We start from the raw sequence: 18,433 nt of genomic DNA, 5'->3' as shown, positions 1-18,433 counted from the left end.
GCGATGACCTCTGACCGCCCCGAACTCCGGGCCGAGAAGCTCCGGCTCTCCTACCCGGGCCGGATCGTCGTCGACGACCTCGACCTCGAGCTGCCGGCCGGCCGGATCACGGCCGTGGTGGGGGCCAACGCCTGCGGCAAGTCGACGCTGTTGCGGGCCCTGGCCCGGCTGATGCCGCCGGCCGCCGGGTGCGTACGGCTCGACGGCGAGGCGATCCACTCGCTGCCGACCCGTCAGGTCGCCCGCCAGGTCGGCATCCTGCCCCAGTCCCCGGTGACGCCGGCCGGCCTGACCGTGGTCGACCTGGTCAGCCGGGGCCGCTCACCGCATCAGAGCTGGTGGCAGCAGTGGTCGGCGGCCGACGAGGCAGCGGTGACGGCGGCACTGGCCGCCACGAACATGACCGATCTGGCCCAGCGCCCGGTCGACGAACTCTCCGGCGGCCAGCGGCAACGGGCCTGGATCGCCATGGCGGTGGCCCAGGAGACACCGGTGCTGCTGCTGGACGAACCGACCACGTTCCTCGACCTGTCGCACCAGATCGATGTGCTCGACCTCGTGGTCGACCTGAACCGGCGCGACGGCCGGACCGTGGTGATGGTGCTGCACGACCTCAACCAGGCCGGCCGCTACGCCGATCACCTGGTGGCGATGAAGGCGGGCCGGATCGTCGCGCAGGGCGATCCGGCCACCGTCATCACGCCCGAGGTGGTGGCCGATGTCTTCGACGTCGACTGCCGGGTGACGGTCGACCCGATCAGCGGCACCCCGCTGATCATCCCGGCCGGCCGGCACCACCTGGCCCCCACCCCACCGTGAGGTCAGCCGACCGGCGCCGGACGGCGCGCCGGGACACCACTGCGGACCACCGAACCGAGGATCTCGGCCGACCGGATCGACGTGTTGGACAGCAGTGAGGACGAGATGCCGTGGGTGTGCTCGGTGCCGCCCTGCAGGTAGACACCGGCGGTGATGTGCGGCGCCATGTCGATGCGATAGTCGCGGGCGACGACCACCTGCCCCGCCTCGTCCCGCCGGCATTCGCCGGCCAGGTCCCCCAGCAGTACGAACGGGTCGGGCTGCCGGTAGCCGGTGGCGAACACCACGGCGTCGGCCTCCAGCGTCAGGCGCTCGCCGGTGATCATGGACTCGACGACCGTGCGGACCCGCTCGCCGGCCCGCACCGCCTCGGTGACCCGGGAGACGTTGAGCAGCCGGAGGCGTTCCTCGCCGCGCACCTTCTCCTGGTAGACCCGGCGGGACAGATCCTCGATCAGATCCTGATCGACAACCGAGTAGTTCGTGTTGCCGTGGTAGACCATCATCATCTGCTTGACGTGGGCCGGCGCCGCGAAGTATTCGTCCACCGCGGCCGGATCGAAGATGCGGTTGGCGAAAGCGCTGTCGTCGGCCGGGCTGTAGCCGTACCGCGTGATCACCGCATTCACTTCGGCACGGGGGAACTCCCGGTGCAGGTAGTCGACCGCCTCGGCGGCACTCTGCCCGGCGCCCACCACCACCAATCGCCGGGGGGACGGGGTGTCCCGCTTGAGACGTTCGGCGTTGGGCAGCAGATCGCGGGTGTGCCAGATCCGGTCGTCGGCGGTCACCCCGTCGGGCAACCGCGGCACCAGACCGGTGCCGAGCACCAGGTTCCGGGCCCGCATGACGATCGGTTCGGCGGTGCCGTCGACGTCGGCCGCGACCACGTCGAAGCAGGTCACCTCGCCGTCTCGGAGCACCGGGTGGATCGCGACCGCCTCGCGGCCGTACGTCACCTCGCCGTCGACGAGTTCGGCTGCCCACTGCAGGTAGTCGTGGAATTCCATCCGGGACGGGAAGAAGTTCTTCTGGTTGATGAAGTCGACCAGACGGTCCCGGCTCTGCAGATAGCACAGGAAACTGAAGCCGCTCTTCGGATTACGCAGGGTGACCAAATCCTTGAGGAACGAGACCTGCATGGTCGCGTCCTCGAGCAGCATTCCCCGGTGCCATCCGAACCCCCGCTGACGCTCCACGAAGGCCGCTTTCACGGGCCGCGCGCCGGGCGCCCGCCCGAGTTCCGCATTGTGTTCGGCGATCGCGATCGCCAACGCGAGGTTGGACGGCCCGAATCCGACGCCGATGAGGTCATGGACTGATCCGTGGCCGCCGGAAGGTTCCTCAGACATACCTGTCCCATCGGGTAGGGAACGATCAAAACCTATACCTGGAGTACGCAGTTGATCACCCGTTGTTCACTTAGGCAAGGCTAACTATAGTACGATCAGCGTCCACCGTGAACAGCCGAAAGCATCGGCGAACATCGAGGTCCTTTGAGGACTCGACGACCAGAGGAGGACACCGCCCATGCGGGTCATCATGTTCGGATATCAGACCTGGGGACACCGGACCCTTCAGGCGCTGCTCGAGTCTGAACACGAGGTGGTGCTGGTCGTCACCCACCCCAAGAGCGACCACGCCTACGAGAAGATCTGGGACGACTCGGTCGCCGATCTGGCCGAGAAGCACGGCGTTCCGGTCCTGCTGCGCAACCGCCCCGACGACGAGGAGCTGCTGGAGCACATGCGCGCGGCCGCACCGGACATCATCGTGGCCACCAACTGGCGCACCTGGATCCCGCCGCGCGTCTACACGCTCCCCCCGCTCGGCACCCTCAACGTGCACGACTCACTCCTGCCGGCGTACGCGGGCTTCTCGCCGTTGATCTGGGCCCTGATCAACGGCGAGAAGGAGGTCGGCGTGACCGCGCACATCATGGACGAGACCCTGGACGCCGGCGACATCGTGCTGCAACGGGCCGTCCCGGTCGGCCCCCGCGACACCACCACCGACCTGTTCAACAGCACACTCGAACTCTTCGGCCCGATCACCGTCGACGGCCTGGCCCTGATCGCGTCCGGGAAGACCGACTGGACCCCCCAGGACCGCACCCAGGCCAGCTTCTTCCACAAACGCGCCGACGAGGACTGCCGCATCGACTGGACCTGGCCGGCCGAGGACCTCGACCGGCTGATCCGGGCCCAGTCGTCGCCCTACCCGAGCGCATACACGTACCACCGCGGCAAGCGCTTGGCCGTCCTGACCGCCGAGGTGTCACAGAACCGCTACGGCGGCACCCCCGGCCGAATCTTCTACCGCGAGGGCGACGGGGTGGCCGTCGTGGCCGGCGCAGACGCCCGCCGAGGCCGCAACCGAGCCCTGCTCATCACCCGAGTCCGCACCGAGGACGGCACCGAACTCGCCGCCCAGGACTACTTCACGACAATGGGCGGATACCTGACCCAACAACCGTGACCAGCCCGCAGAACCCCGGCCGGCCCAGCCGGTCAGTACTCGTCATGGTCACCGGTCCGGGGTGCGCCGCAGCATTTCTTGTACTTTCGGGCCGAACCGCACCAGCACGGCTCGTTACGTCCCGGCGGCCACGAGATCAGCTGCTCGGGACGGGTCCGGGCGAAATCAGCGGCGTACCCGGCCCGGGCCTCACCGGGGTTCTCGCCTCGTTCGGCGCACCAGGCCAGGAAGTCGCCGACCCGGATCGGAGCGATGCTGACGCGGGTCGCCCCGGAGTCGGCGGCCTCGGCGAGTTTGACCTGCATGGCTCGGCAGTACTCGGCATGCGTTCGCCCGCCGGAAGCCACGCCGCCGGCTTCGGTCAGCTCCGGCCATCGGGCGAGCGCTTCCGCGTACTCCTCAGCGGGGAACCATGACCACGCCACGAGCATCGGCCCGGTTGCGGCGCGATAGCCGGTGCCGGCCGCCGGTGCCGCGGTGCGCAGGATCCGCTGCCGGGAATCACGTTCCCGTTCGGCGTGGAAGTCCACCGCGCGGGCCTGTAGGTCGTCGGCTTCCAGGCCCAACTCGGTCATGCTCGCCCGGCGCAGGTCGATCAACTGAGGCACGAGCCGCTCGGGGTCGCCGCTGTCCAGAGCGATACGCATCCCGTCGGTCAGCCAGGCCAGGGCGGTGACGTGGTCACCGACAGCGGCGTACTCGAGACCGGCATTGTTGAACAGCCACACGTCGCCGGGGGTGTCAGCCCTGACCTCGTTCCAGATCGACTCGGCCTCGCCGACGCGCCCAGCTCGCATCAGAATCTCCGCGATCCGGCATCGGCTGTCGGGCTGCCCCGCCAACCCGGCGTCCACGGCCTCGCGGATGGTCTGCAACGCCTCGTCGAACCGGCCCACACCGACATAGGCCTGCGCCAGGTCGTCAAGCAGTTCCGGGAGGTAGAACACCTCACCGGCGTCCGCATCGGTACGGGTGAGCGCGACCGCCTCCTGCAACGCGGCCACACAGGCGCCCTCGTCACGCGGACGCGCGGCCATCACCGACGCAAGCTGCCGCTCGACACGTTCGACTTCGGACAGATGATTCACCGGCATCAGACCATCATGCCGTCGCAGGCGCCAGGCACGCGTGCACCGGGCCGTGATCCCCCACCGGATGATCGCGGCCGCTCCATACCGCCGCTGCTCCCCGCCGAGGTTCTCAGCGCTGTTCGCCGTCGCCGGTGTCGGTGCGCAGGGAGACACGGTCCAGGTAGAACCATTGGAGAGCGCCCAGGATCGCGGCCGAGAGGATCACCGTGATGATCGGGAGGGCGGTGCCCGCGGCGCCGATGAAAGTCGTCCGGATCATCTGGGCCACCAGGGGCAGGGTGTAGAGGCTCTTGTCGGTGGCGGTGATCAGCTGCCAGTGGATGTTCTGGACGTGGACCAGGTAGGTGAGGCCGCCGACGACCGCCAGCATCGGCAGCGCGGGAACGATCACTGCCCGGCCCAGGCTGCCTCCGCGTGCTGCCCGGCGTTCGGCGAGGCCATGGAACAGCAGCGTGAAGATGACCAGGGCGGGGATGTTCAGCCAGACCGGCGGGATCAGCGTCAACCAGGAGCCGGTCAGTTCGGCGTCGTTGAACCAGAAGAACCACGTGCCCGCCAGCGGGCCGAGGCTCACGAACAGCCACGGCGCGAAGAGCAGGAGCAGCCATTCACTGTGCCGGCCGAGCGGGCGCAGCACGCCGATGCCATAACCGCCCAGGGCGGCGAGCAGCACGCCGACGACGGTGGGGAACAGCGCTGGGAGCCACGTGTTGACCCAGGTCTGCACGGTGACCGCACCCTCCGGCGGGTCGGTGCTGATCCGCTGGCCATCGAGGTAGCCGGCCAGTTCGGACAACCACGGCCAGACGCCGACGACCACCGTGACCAGGGCTGCAGCCAGCAGCACGTAGGCGCCGACGGCCCATCCGGCAGCGAACGGCCGGGACGGTATCTCCCGGGCGGGAAGCACGTCACCGCGCAGACGGCTCGCGGCCAGAACCGCGACCGCGACCAGGCCGAGCAGCCCGAGAACGATCCCGAGTACGGTGTTCGCCGCCGCCGCGGGACCGATGTCGAAGAGCTGGAAGGTCCGGGTGTAAGCGAAGGACAGCGGTGTCTGCCAGCCGTCGGAACGGCCGAGGGTGAGCCCCGTCTGGAAGTAGAAGGTCTGCAACGAGAAGGCGAGCACCGCGATTCCGGCGACGACGCCGACGGCGATCACCGCCGTGACCTGGCGACGGGACTGTTCCGGGCGGCGCAGCGCGGCCAGGAAGAGGGTCACACCGACACCGATGAACAGGCCGTACAAGGAAAGCCAGAAGGCGAGCATGACGGCGACCGGGCCGCCTCCGCCGCGCAGCAGCATCCAGGCCCCGGCCATGCCGACCGGGCTGATCAGGACCATCGGAACAGCCAGCGCCAGCCGTACGCTGCGGCGTACCACCGTGCCTCCACGGTGCGTGAGCCAGGCGAGCAGTGCGCCGGCGACACACATGGTGATCACCGGTAGCAGGGCGAGCAGGGCAGCGTAGCCGAGGCCGCCGAAGAAGCCGTCCTCCGCGATGCGGCTGTAGTTCTCCAGGCCGGCTCCCTCCGCTGAGCCGTCCGAGAAAACGTTGCCGTCGTGAAAACTGTCCCATGCGGTCTTTATCGATGGCGCCACATAGGAGATCAGCAGCGCCAGAAACGCGGGAATGATCAGCAGAAAGCCCACCGGCGATCTTGTCGCGGGGGAAATAGGATGGTTAGGTTTATAGTCTGACAAACTGTAATTAGACACAAAATTCCTCGTCGTCGATTCTGCTGAAACCGACGACATGGTAGGCACGACCGTTGAATCCAGGCCAGATCCCCGCAAGGACCGAGACTCTCGCACTCGCAGGTCACGATCTCTTGCCCGGGCGATCCGCAACCGGGTGAAGGCCCCGGCAAACGTGCGGCTCGTATTGGACTCAATGGTCGGCGCGGGCGGCTTCGAGTTGAGCGCGAGCGAGGCGGGTTCCTCGGGGAAGGTCGGTGGTGAGGAGCCGCTCGAGGCCTTCCGGCGCTCCCCGCGTGTCGTCAGCGGCTCGCGCCGTGATGTCGTCCAGCAGCCGGTGAATCAGCAGTGCGAGGGCCCCGGGGCCGTTGCCGGAGTACCCCCATCCGAGCCCACACCTCGGGTCCTGTGGCGCCGGGTAGACGGTGCCGTCAGCAGTCCGGATCCAGATCGGGTCGTCGAGCACTAGCTCGGCCAGCGGCGACGTTGTGGGAAGCCACTGGCCGACGGCGATCCGGATGCGGGCGCCGTCCTCGCTTGCCATGCTGACGGCTGGGGCGTCGGTGGCGGGGTCTACCAGTGTTTCGGCGTTCGGTGGTGCGTCGAGGAACCGGAATGCGGCCGTGCGGGCTGCAGGGGTGAGGCGGGCGATGAGTTCGTCGCTGATCGGGTCGCCGGGTTCAAGGTCGACCGACGCGCCGAAGGGGCAGTCCCGGCCGCCGTCCCAGCGCACCAGCTGCTCCATGCAGGCGTCGGCGAGTACATCGGCGCGTCCGAGGATCTCCAGCCAGCCTGCTCGGCGTACCGCCTCGGCCAGTTCATCGGGATGGGCTCGGGGTACCGGTATCGGTCGGGCCGCGATCACCACCGTGCCGTCGAACGTCTTCCTCTCGGCCATGGCGATCATCTGGACAGCGGTCTGGGATTCTCGCCACGTCACCGTCCGGAAGAGCCGGAGGAGCACCTGCGCGGCCGGGTGATCGCTGTCGTAGAGCGCAGCCAGGCGCAGCAGCACGTTGAGATCCATATCGGGTTCGACGGCTAGTGCCTGCACGGTGGGCCGGCCCGGTTGCCACGCGTCGATCAGTTGGCGTTGCTGCAGCGGGATCGGCCAGTACGGCAACGGCTGGCCCAGTGCCTCAGCCAACTGGTCCCAAGCCACCTCCGCTGTATCCGCGACACCCGGGATCGGCACGTTGCGCAGCGCGGGCCCGCCGACGCCAAAATGCGGCATAGCCCGCAGCCCGGCACCGACGCCGAGTTCACGAAGCTTCTCCCCCAGCTCGATGTCCGGGGTCGGCGGCCCGTCGTAGGTGTTCCACACCAGTCCGATGACGCCCGCGCCGGCCTTCCAGCGCTGCACCGCCAGGCCTCGGACTCGAGACGTGCCCAGGTATTCGGCCGGCTCGTTGGACCTCGCCCGACCAGATCCGCGATCCGCCGGAACGTCGAATTCAGCGCTCATGAGCTTCACGATGCCAACCTCACGGGCGATGGAGGCGGTTCCTACCGACCTTTGGAGACGAGAGAGAGAAACGGATCTGCCTCTTGCCCAGGCCGGGAGATTCGAGGTGAGACGACGGCCCGATCCGTCAGGCGGAAGTCCAAGCCAGCGCTAAAGAGCAGGATCAGGGCATCGCCGACTGGATGGCCGACACTTTCGCGGCCCTGGAACGGTAAGCGGATTCAGGCCAGCACACGGTGCCGACGTGCTGGACCGGCGTGGTACGGCATCCTTCTGGCAGCCAGCGCCACGAGCGCCCCAGAAGCTCCTCAGCTACCCGGCTGACGGATTGCGGCCCGGATCGGTGCTCTGCTCAAGGGCCGTCCACCATTCCTCCAGCTCATCAACCCGGCTCTGGAGTGCGGCGTTCGCCGCCCGGGCCGCCGCCAGTTCGTCGGTCAGCGCACCGGTCGGCCCGGAGGCGGTCAGGGCGTCGAGCCAGCCCGCGACCAGCCGATCCTCAGCGGCGACCCGGCGAAGCGCGGAGGCGACCACCTCCGGTGACAACGCAGCCACGAACTCTCTCGGGAGCGTGAGCAGGCGAGCGACCTCGCCGAGGCTCCGCGCGGTGCCCATCTGGCGCCGAAGGCGCTCGGCGGACGGCACCGTCGGTTCGGCCGGTGTTGCAGCCGCGATCGGCTTGGCGAGAGAAGGAGCGGGCTTCGACACAGGCGTGGGCGTAGGTGCCGGCTCCGGGTCAGGCTGGGCCTCTGACGGGAGTTCGGGAAGGTCGTCTCCCACCCAGGCATAGGCCAGAGTGTCGCCCTTCTGCCGTCGGACGACATTCGGCCACTTGGGCAGAACCGCCAGCGCGCGGGGCCCGTGCCGGGCCCAGGTCTCGTTCCGGAGACCGAGTTCGGCCAGACGCTCCCGGATCTCTCGTACCTTCAGCGGGACCGACGATTCGGCCAACAGGTGGAGAACCACCGCGAGGGGCTCTTGGGCGAAGACCGCATGGAACAGCCGGGAGTCGGACAGAGCCAGGAAACGCAACGAACCCCTCGTCGCGACGTGAACGCCGGCGCCCCGTGGGACAAGCTCTTCCTCATCAGTGTCATCCCACTTGACCTGATATTTTGTCCCGTCATCCGCGAGGACCGATCCGGCTCGAGTACGGCGTACGCCGAACGAATCGGACACCCGGACAAGACCCTGATCTGCGCTCACGAATGCGACTGTAATGGTTATCGTCGCGGCCGGGGCGCCGCCCGATGAGCCGGCCCATCCTGGCCAGGCTCATCGCCCGTGTACGCCCAGCGCCGGATTGGCGGAACAACTCTGAAAGGAGATGGGCGCGCTTGCCGGCCGCCCGTACGGACGGGCCAGGGATTGGATGGTGGTTGCTTCGAAGCCGAGTCCGGCGTTCTGCTCGTAGGCGCCTCGGGTCAGCCGGGATAGTGGTTCGGCGACGCGGCGGGCGGCTTGGTCGAGCAGAACGTGATCTTGGATGTTTTGGAAGTGCTCGCGGGCGTGGGCGAGTAGCTGGTCGCGGTTGTTGAGCTGCCCGTCGAGCGGGGGGCGTCTTGTCCGCTTCGGCGATCAGGCTTTCGATGATCATCTGTACGCCGGTGGCGGCGCTGCTGCCTAGATCGCGGACGGCGTCGCGGAGGGCTGGCAGGTATACGTGCCGGATGCGTTCTCGGGCTTTGGGTGTGGGGTCGGTGGGGTCGGCGCCGTTGCCGGCGATCCAGCCGGCGCGCCCGCGTAGCACGGTTGGCGGCGGCGGGGTGTAGGTCAGGGTGAAGGTGGCTTTCTGCTACAGCGGCGATGGCCGGCGAGCGGTTGGTTCCGCGCTGGCTGAGGGGCAATCGGAACCCGAAGTGGCCGATCTTACTGTGGTCTTCAGCCCGACAGATACTCCAACACGGCGGCCTGGGCCGCGTTGTGGATACGGCGTGCGTATACCGGCCCTACGCCGCGAACTGTGCGGAAGGTGCTCTCCTCGGCAAGTAGCACATCGCCGATGGTCTGCAGGTCGAGTTCCGCGATCGTTTTGCGTTGGAAGTCTGTGAGGTCGAGCCGTGTAGCCCGGGAGTTGAGCCGGGCGCGGAGCGCTGCGTTCGCGTCGCCCTGATCGATCGTTCCCAGGTCGTGGTCCCTGATTTCGTCGAATTTCTCCTCGTCTGCGGGGAAGTCGATGGCCGCTCGGCGGTTCAGCTTCGACGTGACTTGTTCGCAGTACTCGATGGGGTCGTCGTCCAGGACCAGGTGGCATCCGAGGTTGACCAGGTAGCGGGTTCCGATGCCTTTCCCCGGGCCCCGGGTATTCTTGTCCTCTTGGCGCAGCACTCCGCTGAAGCAGAGCAGCTGCAGTGCCCGGTGCACGGTTGCGGGTGCGTCTTTGTGAATCCAGATGTGCGACGTGGCCTCCTTCCTCGTGTTGTTGCGCTGGTAGATGCGGCGCAAGACGTGGTCCTCGATGAAGCTGCGCCCCCAGTGGATCAGGGCGGCGTGCCCGTCGTACTTGTCGGCGAGGTCGGTGTGTTCGGAGAGGATGGCCTCCTGGTATTGCTGGCGCAGCGTGTCGGGCAGCGCGTTGCGTCTAAGCCGCCGGTTCTCGCTGATCGTCTTCACGAGAATGCGCGGATTTCCGGTTGCCGCGTAGGCAAGGGTGTCGAAGACCGCAGAGTTGTCCTCGATGGCCCGCCGCAGTCCCGAGTCTTTGGCGAGGACGATGCTTCGCATGGCCTCCAGGTAACCTTTATCGAGGATGTCACGGTCGAGGCCGATGAACGTTGCGTCATGGTTGGGGTGGAAGCTCTCGCCGAATGTTGATATTCCGGGGTAGACGGCCGCCTTGATAGTAATGTACGGTCCGCTGAGATTACGCATCAGCGTAAAGAACTGACGTTGCTGGTTCGGCTGGAAGGCGTGGATCGCCTCGTCGACGAGGAGAACAATTCGTCGAATTGATGCCTGCGCGCAGAGTCGCTCCACGAGGTAGTGGACGTCGTCGGGGTCGAGCGACTCGACGGCTTCCTCCCCTCCGGACTTGCGGCGATACGCCGTCGTCAGTTTTGTTTCCAGTTCTTCCATCGTGGAGCCAGGACTGTTCTGGCCACGAATGGCGCGGATCACCGAATTGTCGGGGGCTATCAGGCCGTAGGTAGTAGCCGCACGCGCTATCTCGTCCCGGATTTTAGCTATCATCCATACGAGAAATGCGTCGCCCTGCTTCGCGGCTATAAGCGGCGAGTCGCGAAACTTGACGAACACTGGTAAAACTCGATCGGTTGCGAGCGACTTCGCCAGTTCATCCTCGGCTTTACGAAGAAGAATTGTTTTTCCGACACCACGGCTGGCGCTGAGTACGATCGGCATCCGATTCTTGAGTTTGTCGACGACCTTACGTTCGGTCGGGCTCATCACCAATACTTTGAGTGCATCGCTCGGGGGTACCTCATCGGTTCGGAGGAAGAACAGTTCATCCACCACGCACGGCCTCTCCGGGGGATATGTCGCCCAGCCGTTCCCTGACGAAGCGTAGGTGCGACAAAGAGAAGTCGAGTGTTGCGGCGAGACGGCCGTCATCCGTCGGTAACAGTTCCTCGCCGAAACGGCAGAACAGGAGGAAGAGCACGCATTCGGCGGCCATCTGGGCGGTCGAGCACCAGTCGGCGAGAACCGGGGATGCATAAGTCAGACGCTCCGGCAACGTGCTCAGTTCTTTGGGGCAGCCGTGCGTGAATGCCGAGCAGTCGGCGTAGACCTTTCTGGCTCTGCCGCAGTACTCCGCTGCATGCTCGACCGCGGCGGGCAGGAACAGCCGAATGGTCCGGGCCGACAAAATTCCGGTCTTCGGATCCAGCGTCGCGCTCCATTCGAAATGCGCACCGTCCGACCGCCATGATCGCATGGCTATCTCGTCGACCGAAAATAGCACTGAGGCAAAGCTCAGCTCAAGAAAAAGTCTCAGACTGTTGTAGGCTTGCCGGTAAAGACCGGTCGACGCGGAATAAACGGAAAATCCAAGTTCTCGTCGCCCGGTGTCGAACGGCACCATTTCAGGTCGTCGCGCCAGCTGCTCCGACCATGCTCCCAGGTCAACCTCTTGTTGTAGTATACGTCCGATGTCTTTGGCATGGTCACGGGCCGAACTCCGTAACGCCTCACCGGCATCCTCATGGAGTTGCAAGAGAGAGTATTCAATGCTGCCGGTGGAACTTTCGTGACCCCTGTGCACGTTGAACCCCCGAATGATCGGCGCCCTCACCGTTTCGACCGGGCCGGCTGATCTCATTCGCGGAAATGATCGCCGGGCGGATGGCAGTGCATCCGAAGTCGGACTCTGCCACGAGATTGTGGAGTTGTCATCCCCCTGTTTCGTGATCGACTCCGATGCCCCTCTCGTGCCGTTAGAACCGATAAGACCGTTCATGCAGAATCCCGAGTTCGCGTGGATGAATGAATGACATGATGATGCCTATCTTTGCTGGTTCGCACTTAGACTGCGCGCTGTGGCGACGAAAAAAGAGATCGCGGTTTGGAGCGTTCCCGGGGAGTCCCCGCAGCAAGGCGTCGTGCTGGAGCGCGGCGGCCCGCGCGCCAAGGTCCTCGTCGAGTGGGAGGGCGGCAGGCAACAGAAGGTGGCGCCAGACGACCAGGCGATCAAGTTCGCGCAGGCCGGAACTCGCCGGCTGCAGTGGCTGCTCGACCCCGAGCTGCTGACCAAGCAATTCGCCGACGACGCCCCATCGGTATTTGTCAACGCGATCCGCGAACACGTCACGACCATCCACACCTTGTCATTGAAGAAAATGCTCGTCGACCTCGGCCTACCGAAGGTGGATGTCGACCAGGCGTTCAACCGATCCAAGCCAGGCTTGAAGATCAATCCCCACCTGATTGTCGATGGGACCGCGCATACGTGGAGCGACGCCCCGGTCGATCCGCACGGCAAATTGCGCAGCCTGTCCCCTCGTTCGGCACTCACCCAACTGCTGAAACCGAACGCTCGGTGGAGCCGGGAGCAGAAGGCTGCGCTCGCGGACGCCGTCCGGGCCGGCCTTCCGCCCGAGTAGTGCTGGCCGCTCAAGAGCAAGGGCAAGGGCAACGAACGTGGACGCTGATCTGTCTCCGCGGCTGCAGTACCTGTGTGAGCAGGCGCTGACCGGTGTCGTTCGCTGGCCGGCCCGGGAGCCGTTCCGGACCCGGATCTATTGCCTCAGCATAGGCCGCATCGGCCGGTGCCCGCGCTGCAGCACCGGCGATCTGCCGACATTGAGCAACCTGTGGCACTACACCGACTCGGGCCGGTAACTCGGCTGGCGGTGCCGTGCCTCGTCGCGCGGCCCCATGAACGTTCGATTGGTGTTGTCGAGCAGCTTCTTGGTGTCGTCGTCGCCCATGATCGGGACAAGCTTCTGCGGGGTCTGCAGCTGCTTCACCCGGGCCATCGGCGACCGGTCGATCTCTTCCTCGTCGAGAAGGAACTTGAAGAACTGCTGAAACGCCTTGTGCTTGTTCAGGGCAGTGGACGCGGACCGGGTTTCGATCATCCATACCTGGAACGACTCGCAGTGCGCTTTGGTGACCTCGGTCGGGTCCTGCGCGGCATCTTCGGCGTCCCTGTCCGAGGACTCCTCGCCCAAGTACTTTCCGAGTTGGTCGGCGGCGAGAAGGTAGTTGAAACGCGTTGCCTCCAGGTGATTCGCGACCCGGAGGGTGCGGTTCCAATCTTTGAGGAAGCCCGGCGCAGTCGGTCTTTTCGAGGCCTTCGCGCAGACGGTCGAGGTTGAGGAGGGGCATCGGATGTCACCTGCCGAGCCAAGGGGTCTACAAGCGGAGCGCTAGACGCGGCAAGACATCCGGAACACAAAAAAGGGGCTTCCGACCTGCGGAAACCCCTTTACTGTCGGGCTGACAGGATTTGAACCTGCGACCCCTTGTTGCTGACCGCGACGATCTTGTGCTTGTCACTGGTTTTCGAATTTGAGCACTGAGCTGCGGAGATGCAAATTTTGATTGTCATCGCCTGTTACTAAATGTTGACCATCGACAGGGGTTTTCGGGGGGTAAAACGGGGGCAAGCCACGGCGACTTACCACCGGTCGGCTGCGCGACTGGATCACGGCGAACACAGCCGATGAAGTAGCTCGGATCGCGACGATGAACGCGAGGCCGCAACCGGGCTTTTCCCATGATCGTCAACGCCGTCTCGGTCCGCGCCAGCTTCGCCTGCGCCAGCTGCAGCTCGCGGCGCAGCCGGGCGATCTCCGCCTGCTCCGCGCTGGGCCGGCCGACCGTCTCCCGGCCGGTTTACCCTGCAACAGCCCGGCATCGCGGGCCCAGCGCCACTCCGTCACCAACGACGAGTACAAACCCTCCCGCCGCAGGAACGCCCCACCCTCACCGGCCGCGACAGCCTGCTCATACCCGGCCAGGAGTTCCAGTTTCTGCCCCGGGGTGAAGTTCCGGCGGGCCCGCGGCCCGCCCGCACGCGGGCCCTTCTTGCGACTCATGACCCCATCCTGGGCCACGACCATGCCAACAACAGTAGTCAACGCTTCTCGATCCTGAACTCGCCCTGTCCGGCGGACTTGCTATGAACCGCTGGCCTCAACTCACCCTGACAGACAGGCGCGGGAGCGGCCGGCTCACTGGACGCCACGGACGTGAGCTCCTTCGGGCACCCCTATGGGTAATAGGGGTGCCCGAAGGCTCACGTCGTCAGCAGACCCGGTGCAGCCAGCCATAGCGGTCGGCGGCGCGGCCGTACTGGATGTCCAGCAGGTGCTCGCGGATGTGCAGCGACCGCTCGCCCGGTTCGCCGGTGCCGATACGGCACGAGAAGTCCGCTCCCTGGATTGCCAGCACGGGTGTGACGACCGCAGCCGTGCCGACCGAGAACATCTCGACGACCTCGCCGCTGTCGCAGCCGGTCCGCAGTTCACCGAGGCCGACCCGGCGCTCGACCGCGGTCAGGCCGTGCTCGGCGGCGAGGGCTAGTACGCTGTCCCGGGTCACGCCGGGCAAGATCGTACCCAACTCCGGCGTGACGAGAAGGCCGTCGGCGGTGACGACGAACAGGTTCGCGGCGCCGGACTCCGCCACGGTGTCGCCGTCCGTCGGGTCGACGTGGAGCACCTGCTGGCAGCCCTGCTCTTCGGCTTCCTTCTGGGCCGCGAGCCCGGCGGCGTAGTTGCCGCCGCACTTGATCGCGCCGGTGCCGCCGCGGCCCGCACGGGCGAACCGGTCGCTCACCCACAACCGGGCACCTTGCACCCCGTCCGCGAAGAACGAGCCGACCGGGGACGCGATGACCGAATAGCGGAAGTCGGTCGCTGGCCGGTAGCCGAGGAAGGGCTCGGTGGCGAACATGAACGGGCGCAGGTAGAGAGTCCGCTCACCGGTGGACTGCGGTACCCACGGCTCGTCGGCCCGCACCAGGGCGGCGACGCTCTCGACGAATGTCGTCTCGTCCAATTCCGGCATGGCCAGGCGGCGGGCCGAGGTGCGGAAGCGGCGGGCGTTGACGTCCGGGCGGAACAGCCAGACGCTGTCGTCGTCGTGGCGGTACGCCTTGAGTCCCTCGAAAATCGTCTGCGCGTAGTGCAGCACGAGCGCGGCCGGCTGGAGCGAGAACGGTGCCAGTGGACCGATCGCGAGGTCGCGCCATCCGCGGCCGGTCCGCCACGTCGCGGTGATCATGTGATCGGTGAAATAGCGGCCGAAGCCGGGGCTCGACAGCTTCGCCTCGCGAGCCGCGTCGGCCGTTGGCGAGGCGGTCCAGCGGACCACGATGCCCTGCGTCGCGGTCATCGGCTCGCCCTTTCGTCCTCGGCGGGCACCGCCCGGAGCGACTCGGCCAGCGCGGCGATCACCGGGCCGGGCCAGCCCTTGAGGTAGAAGTGGCCACCCGCGAAGACCCGCATGTCGAACCGTCCCGCGGTGCAGTCGGCCCACGCCTCGGCGGCTTCCACCGGCACGCCGGGATCGTCGTCGCCGACAAACGCGGTCACGTCCGCGCGCAGCGGTTTGCCGGGCTCGTAGCGATACCCGGTGACCGCCGCGTAGTCGGCCCGCAGCACCGGCATGGCCATGCGGAGCAGGTCCGGCTCGCGCAGCAGCGCATCGTCGGTGCCGCTCATCCGCCGCAGCTCGGCGATGACGGCTTCGTCGTCCGGCAGGCTGGCCGGCTTCGCGTCACCGAGAGTCGGTGACGGTCGGCCGGACAGCACCAGGTGGGCGACAGCGTCGGGGGTGTCGTCGAGCCGCCTCGCCACCTCGAAGGCGACCGTCGCGCCCATGCTGTGGCCGAAGAGGATCGTGGGCAGACTCGGGCGAGATCCCAGCGCCGCGACCACGCCGTCGGTCATGTCCTTGATGCCCGCGCTGAACGGTTCGTTCCGGCGGTCGTGCCGACCGGGGTACTGAACGGCCACCACCTCGGTGTCCCACAGTGCCCGCGCCACCGGCAGGAAGAAGCCAGCCGTGCCCCCGGCGTGCGGAAAGCACACGAGCCGGCGCAGCGGCCGGGGTACGGGTCGGTAGGTCCGAAGCCAGCGGTCGTCTCGCATTCCGGTTCCTTTCACGATGTCACCAGGGTCACCCGGGCTCACCAGGTCAGCAGGGCCAGCCCGATCGTCATGCCGCCGCCGAACGCGGCCAGCAACACGAGGTCACCGGGGGCGAACTCGGCGCGGGCGTCCGCCATGGTCACCGGCAGCGACGCGGCACCGGTGTTGCCGTACCGGTCCACTGTCAGATGGGTACGGGCGGCGGGCAGCGCCAGCTCTTGGGCCAGGTTCTCGATGAGGCGCCGGTTGGCCTGGTGCGGAATGAAGTGCCGGACCGCGGCCGGGTCGACGCCGTGGTCGGCGAGGAAGGTCATCGTGGCCGCTGGCACCTCGCGCTGCACGAACTCGCGTACGCCTCGCCCGTTCATCGTGAAAAAGTGCTCGCCGAGGCGTACCGACTCCTCACTGGGTGGGATCCGGCTGCCACCGCCGGGCACCCTGATCAGGTCGTGGTGCGAGCCCATGCTGCGCAGCCGGACCGGTCCGATGCCGCGGCCGGCGGCGACGTCGCCGATCACTACGGCGCCGGCGCCGTCGCCGAAGAGCACGGCCGTACGCCGGTCCGCCGGGTTCAGGATCCGGGAGTACACGTCGACCCCGATGACGAGGGCGAACCCGCCGGGTGTCAGCATCCGCCGAGCCGCCTCCAGCGCGTAGACGAATCCGCTGCAGACGGCGTTCAGGTCGAAGGCCGCCGCGTTGCCGGCCCCCAGCCGGTCCTGCACCAGACACGCCGTCGCGGGCTGCGGCGAGTCCGGTGTGGACGTGGCCACCACGATCAACGTGATGCTCGCGGCATCGAGGCCGGCGTCCACGAGCGCCTCGGTGGCCGCCGCGAGCGCAAGGTCGGAGGCGGCCTCCGCCGGGTCCGCCCGGCGACGGCTGAGGATGCCGGTCTTGGACTCGATCCAGCCCGCGCTGACCCCCGCGGGGCCGGCGACCATGTCATTGGGCACCTGCGCGGCGGGTAGATGACTGCCGACGCCGAGCACGCCTACCGCCGATGATCCCGAATCCACAAGAACCGAGGCTAGGGATGGTCCGATGCGGCGCCAACCCCTGCAAAACGTCGGTCAAGGTAGGGGTGTATCGAATTCGGAGACCGTTCTAGCGTTCGGTGGAAAGGCGCCGATCTCCCATCGACGGGGTGCTAAAGGATGACGATCGATCCGGCCACCACGCTCGTGCTGACATATCTCAACCGGGCTGCCGCACTACACGGGCTCGGCTACGCGAACCGGGCCGATGTCGACATCGCCATGCGGCTCGGTTGCGGGCTTCCGGCTGGGCCGCTGGAACAGCTCGGGCACATTGGTCCGGACAAGGCGGTGGCGCTGCTGGAGGTGGCCGGCATCGAGCCGGCGCCGCTACTGCGGGCCTGGGCCGAGCGGGGTCACGACGCCGGCGCCGAGGAGGGCCCGACTCCGGCCCTGTCTACCGGCTCCGCCGGGGACACGGCCGTCGCGGTGCGCCGCGTGGCGGTCGTCGGTTCCGGGATCATGGCCCGGGGCATAGCGCAGGTGACCGTGACGAGCGGCCTGCCGACGACGCTGGTGGCGCGGACGCCGGAGCGGGCTGCGAGCGCGGCCGACGGCGTCGCGGAGGCGCTGGCCAGGCAGGTCGCGCGCGGACGAATGACCGGGGAGTCGCGTGCCACGGCACTGGACCGGCTGGTCTGCACCACGGCGATGCCGGAGGTGAGCGGCGCCGATGTCGTCATCGAGGCCGTGGTGGAGGCGCTATCCGTGAAGGCCCGGGTCTTCACTGAACTGGGTGAGCTATGCGGCACCGGTACCGTCCTGGCCACGACCACGTCCAGCCTGCCCGTGCAGGTGTGTGCGAGCGCCTCCGGCCGCCCGGCGGACGTCATCGGCATGCACTTCTTCAATCCGGCGCCGGCCATGAGGCTCGTCGAGATATCCCGTACGCCGGTGACCGCCGACCGGGTCGTGGCCACCGCCCGCGACCTGGCGGGCCGGCTCGACAAGGTACCGGTAGTCTGCGCGGACCGGGCCGGTCTCATTGTCAATTACCTTCTTTTCGGCTATCTCAACGACGCCATCGGCATGGCCGACGAGGGTCTCGTCACCCATGCCGAGCTGGACGCGGAGATCGCTCGCCGATACGGCTATCCGATGGGGCCGTTCACGCTTCTCGACACAATCGGCCTCGATGTCTCGCTCGCCATCATCCAGCGACTGAACGAGGCTTTCGCCCTGCCGGAATTCCGGGTCCGGAAGTCGCTCGAGGAACGGGTGGCGGCCGGGCGCCTGGGCCGGAAGAGTGGAAGCGGTTTCCACAACTGGCCATAGGGGGTCAATGA

General features: G+C 67.1%; 15 protein-coding genes and 1 pseudogene. 4 read left to right on the top strand and 12 right to left on the bottom strand.

Annotation, left to right across the window (positions count from 1 at the left end; all coding sequences use genetic code 11):
• Nucleotides 1-3 precede the first annotated feature (3 nt).
• On the top strand, nucleotides 4-819 hold the full coding sequence (locus Aco03nite_RS00160; RefSeq protein ID WP_203792332.1) for an ABC transporter ATP-binding protein: 816 nt from the start codon (nucleotides 4-6) through the stop codon (nucleotides 817-819).
• Nucleotides 820-821: 2 nt separating this feature from the next.
• On the opposite strand, the gene Aco03nite_RS00155 is transcribed toward Aco03nite_RS00160, so the two are convergent.
• On the bottom strand, nucleotides 822-2,171 hold the full coding sequence (locus Aco03nite_RS00155; RefSeq protein ID WP_203792330.1) for a lysine N(6)-hydroxylase/L-ornithine N(5)-oxygenase family protein: 1,350 nt from the start codon (nucleotides 2,169-2,171) through the stop codon (nucleotides 822-824).
• A gap of 178 nt (nucleotides 2,172-2,349) precedes the next feature.
• Between Aco03nite_RS00155 and Aco03nite_RS00150 the strand changes: the two genes are divergently transcribed.
• Nucleotides 2,350-3,297: a methionyl-tRNA formyltransferase gene (locus Aco03nite_RS00150; protein ID WP_203792328.1), complete on the top strand. Its 948-nt coding sequence runs from the start codon at nucleotides 2,350-2,352 to the stop codon at nucleotides 3,295-3,297.
• Between the two features lie 32 nt (nucleotides 3,298-3,329).
• Here the strand turns inward: Aco03nite_RS00150 and Aco03nite_RS00145 are convergent, their stop codons facing one another.
• From Aco03nite_RS00145 to Aco03nite_RS00120, 6 genes are all read right to left on the bottom strand, one after another.
• On the bottom strand, nucleotides 3,330-4,391 hold the full coding sequence (locus Aco03nite_RS00145; RefSeq protein ID WP_203792326.1) for an SEC-C metal-binding domain-containing protein: 1,062 nt from the start codon (nucleotides 4,389-4,391) through the stop codon (nucleotides 3,330-3,332).
• A gap of 106 nt (nucleotides 4,392-4,497) precedes the next feature.
• On the bottom strand, nucleotides 4,498-6,042 hold the full coding sequence (locus Aco03nite_RS00140; RefSeq protein ID WP_203792324.1) for an ABC transporter permease family protein: 1,545 nt from the start codon (nucleotides 6,040-6,042) through the stop codon (nucleotides 4,498-4,500).
• Nucleotides 6,043-6,280: 238 nt separating this feature from the next.
• Entirely contained in the window at nucleotides 6,281-7,561 is a 1,281-nt protein-coding gene (locus Aco03nite_RS00135; RefSeq protein ID WP_203792321.1) for a hypothetical protein, read from the bottom strand.
• A 303-nt stretch (nucleotides 7,562-7,864) separates the two neighbouring features.
• Nucleotides 7,865-8,584 (bottom strand): hypothetical protein, encoded by a 720-nt coding sequence (locus Aco03nite_RS00130; RefSeq protein ID WP_203792319.1) that lies wholly within the window; start codon nucleotides 8,582-8,584, stop codon nucleotides 7,865-7,867.
• Nucleotides 8,585-9,433: 849 nt separating this feature from the next.
• The gene (locus Aco03nite_RS00125) at nucleotides 9,434-11,026 is read right to left on the bottom strand and encodes a hypothetical protein (RefSeq protein ID WP_203792316.1); all 1,593 of its coding nucleotides are present in this window, start codon (nucleotides 11,024-11,026) and stop codon (nucleotides 9,434-9,436) included.
• Nucleotides 11,016-11,594 (bottom strand): hypothetical protein, encoded by a 579-nt coding sequence (locus Aco03nite_RS00120; RefSeq protein ID WP_203792314.1) that lies wholly within the window; start codon nucleotides 11,592-11,594, stop codon nucleotides 11,016-11,018. The genes Aco03nite_RS00125 and Aco03nite_RS00120 overlap by 11 nt, the downstream gene beginning before the upstream one ends.
• A 454-nt stretch (nucleotides 11,595-12,048) precedes the next feature.
• Between Aco03nite_RS00120 and Aco03nite_RS00115 the strand changes: the two genes are divergently transcribed.
• Nucleotides 12,049-12,612, top strand: a complete 564-nt coding sequence (locus Aco03nite_RS00115; RefSeq protein ID WP_203792312.1) for a hypothetical protein — start codon at nucleotides 12,049-12,051, stop codon at nucleotides 12,610-12,612.
• A 216-nt stretch (nucleotides 12,613-12,828) separates the two neighbouring features.
• Here Aco03nite_RS00115 and Aco03nite_RS00110 read toward each other — a convergent pair whose 3' ends face one another.
• From Aco03nite_RS00110 to Aco03nite_RS00095, 5 genes and pseudogenes are all read right to left on the bottom strand, one after another.
• On the bottom strand, nucleotides 12,829-13,236 hold the full coding sequence (locus Aco03nite_RS00110; RefSeq protein WP_239144799.1) for a site-specific integrase: 408 nt from the start codon (nucleotides 13,234-13,236) through the stop codon (nucleotides 12,829-12,831).
• A gap of 487 nt (nucleotides 13,237-13,723) precedes the next feature.
• A pseudogene (locus tag Aco03nite_RS52490) lies at nucleotides 13,724-14,052 on the bottom strand (IS3-like element ISAar46 family transposase); the annotation flags it as partial.
• 208 nt (nucleotides 14,053-14,260) lie between these two features.
• Nucleotides 14,261-15,352, bottom strand: coding sequence for a branched-chain amino acid aminotransferase (locus tag Aco03nite_RS00105; protein WP_203792310.1), 1,092 nt, complete (start codon nucleotides 15,350-15,352; stop codon nucleotides 14,261-14,263).
• A complete protein-coding gene (locus Aco03nite_RS00100) occupies nucleotides 15,349-16,110 on the bottom strand; it encodes a thioesterase II family protein (protein ID WP_203792308.1) in 762 nt (253 codons plus the stop codon). Before Aco03nite_RS00100 ends, Aco03nite_RS00105 begins: the two co-directional genes overlap by 4 nt.
• Nucleotides 16,111-16,148: 38 nt before the next feature.
• A complete protein-coding gene (locus tag Aco03nite_RS00095; protein WP_203792306.1) occupies nucleotides 16,149-17,129 on the bottom strand; it encodes a 3-oxoacyl-ACP synthase III family protein in 981 nt (326 codons plus the stop codon).
• A gap of 138 nt (nucleotides 17,130-17,267) precedes the next feature.
• Here Aco03nite_RS00095 and Aco03nite_RS00090 point away from each other — a divergent pair, with 138 nt between their 5' ends.
• Nucleotides 17,268-18,422 carry a 3-hydroxyacyl-CoA dehydrogenase family protein gene (locus Aco03nite_RS00090; protein ID WP_203792304.1) on the top strand — a complete coding sequence of 385 codons (1,155 nt, stop codon included), beginning with the start codon at nucleotides 17,268-17,270 and terminating at the stop codon, nucleotides 18,420-18,422.
• The last annotated feature ends 11 nt before the right edge of the window (nucleotides 18,423-18,433 follow it).

Origin of the sequence: Actinoplanes couchii, from assembly GCF_016862075.1 — a bacterium.
Lineage (GTDB): Bacteria > Actinomycetota > Actinomycetes > Mycobacteriales > Micromonosporaceae > Actinoplanes > Actinoplanes couchii.
This window is presented reverse-complemented; position numbering and strand designations above follow the sequence as displayed.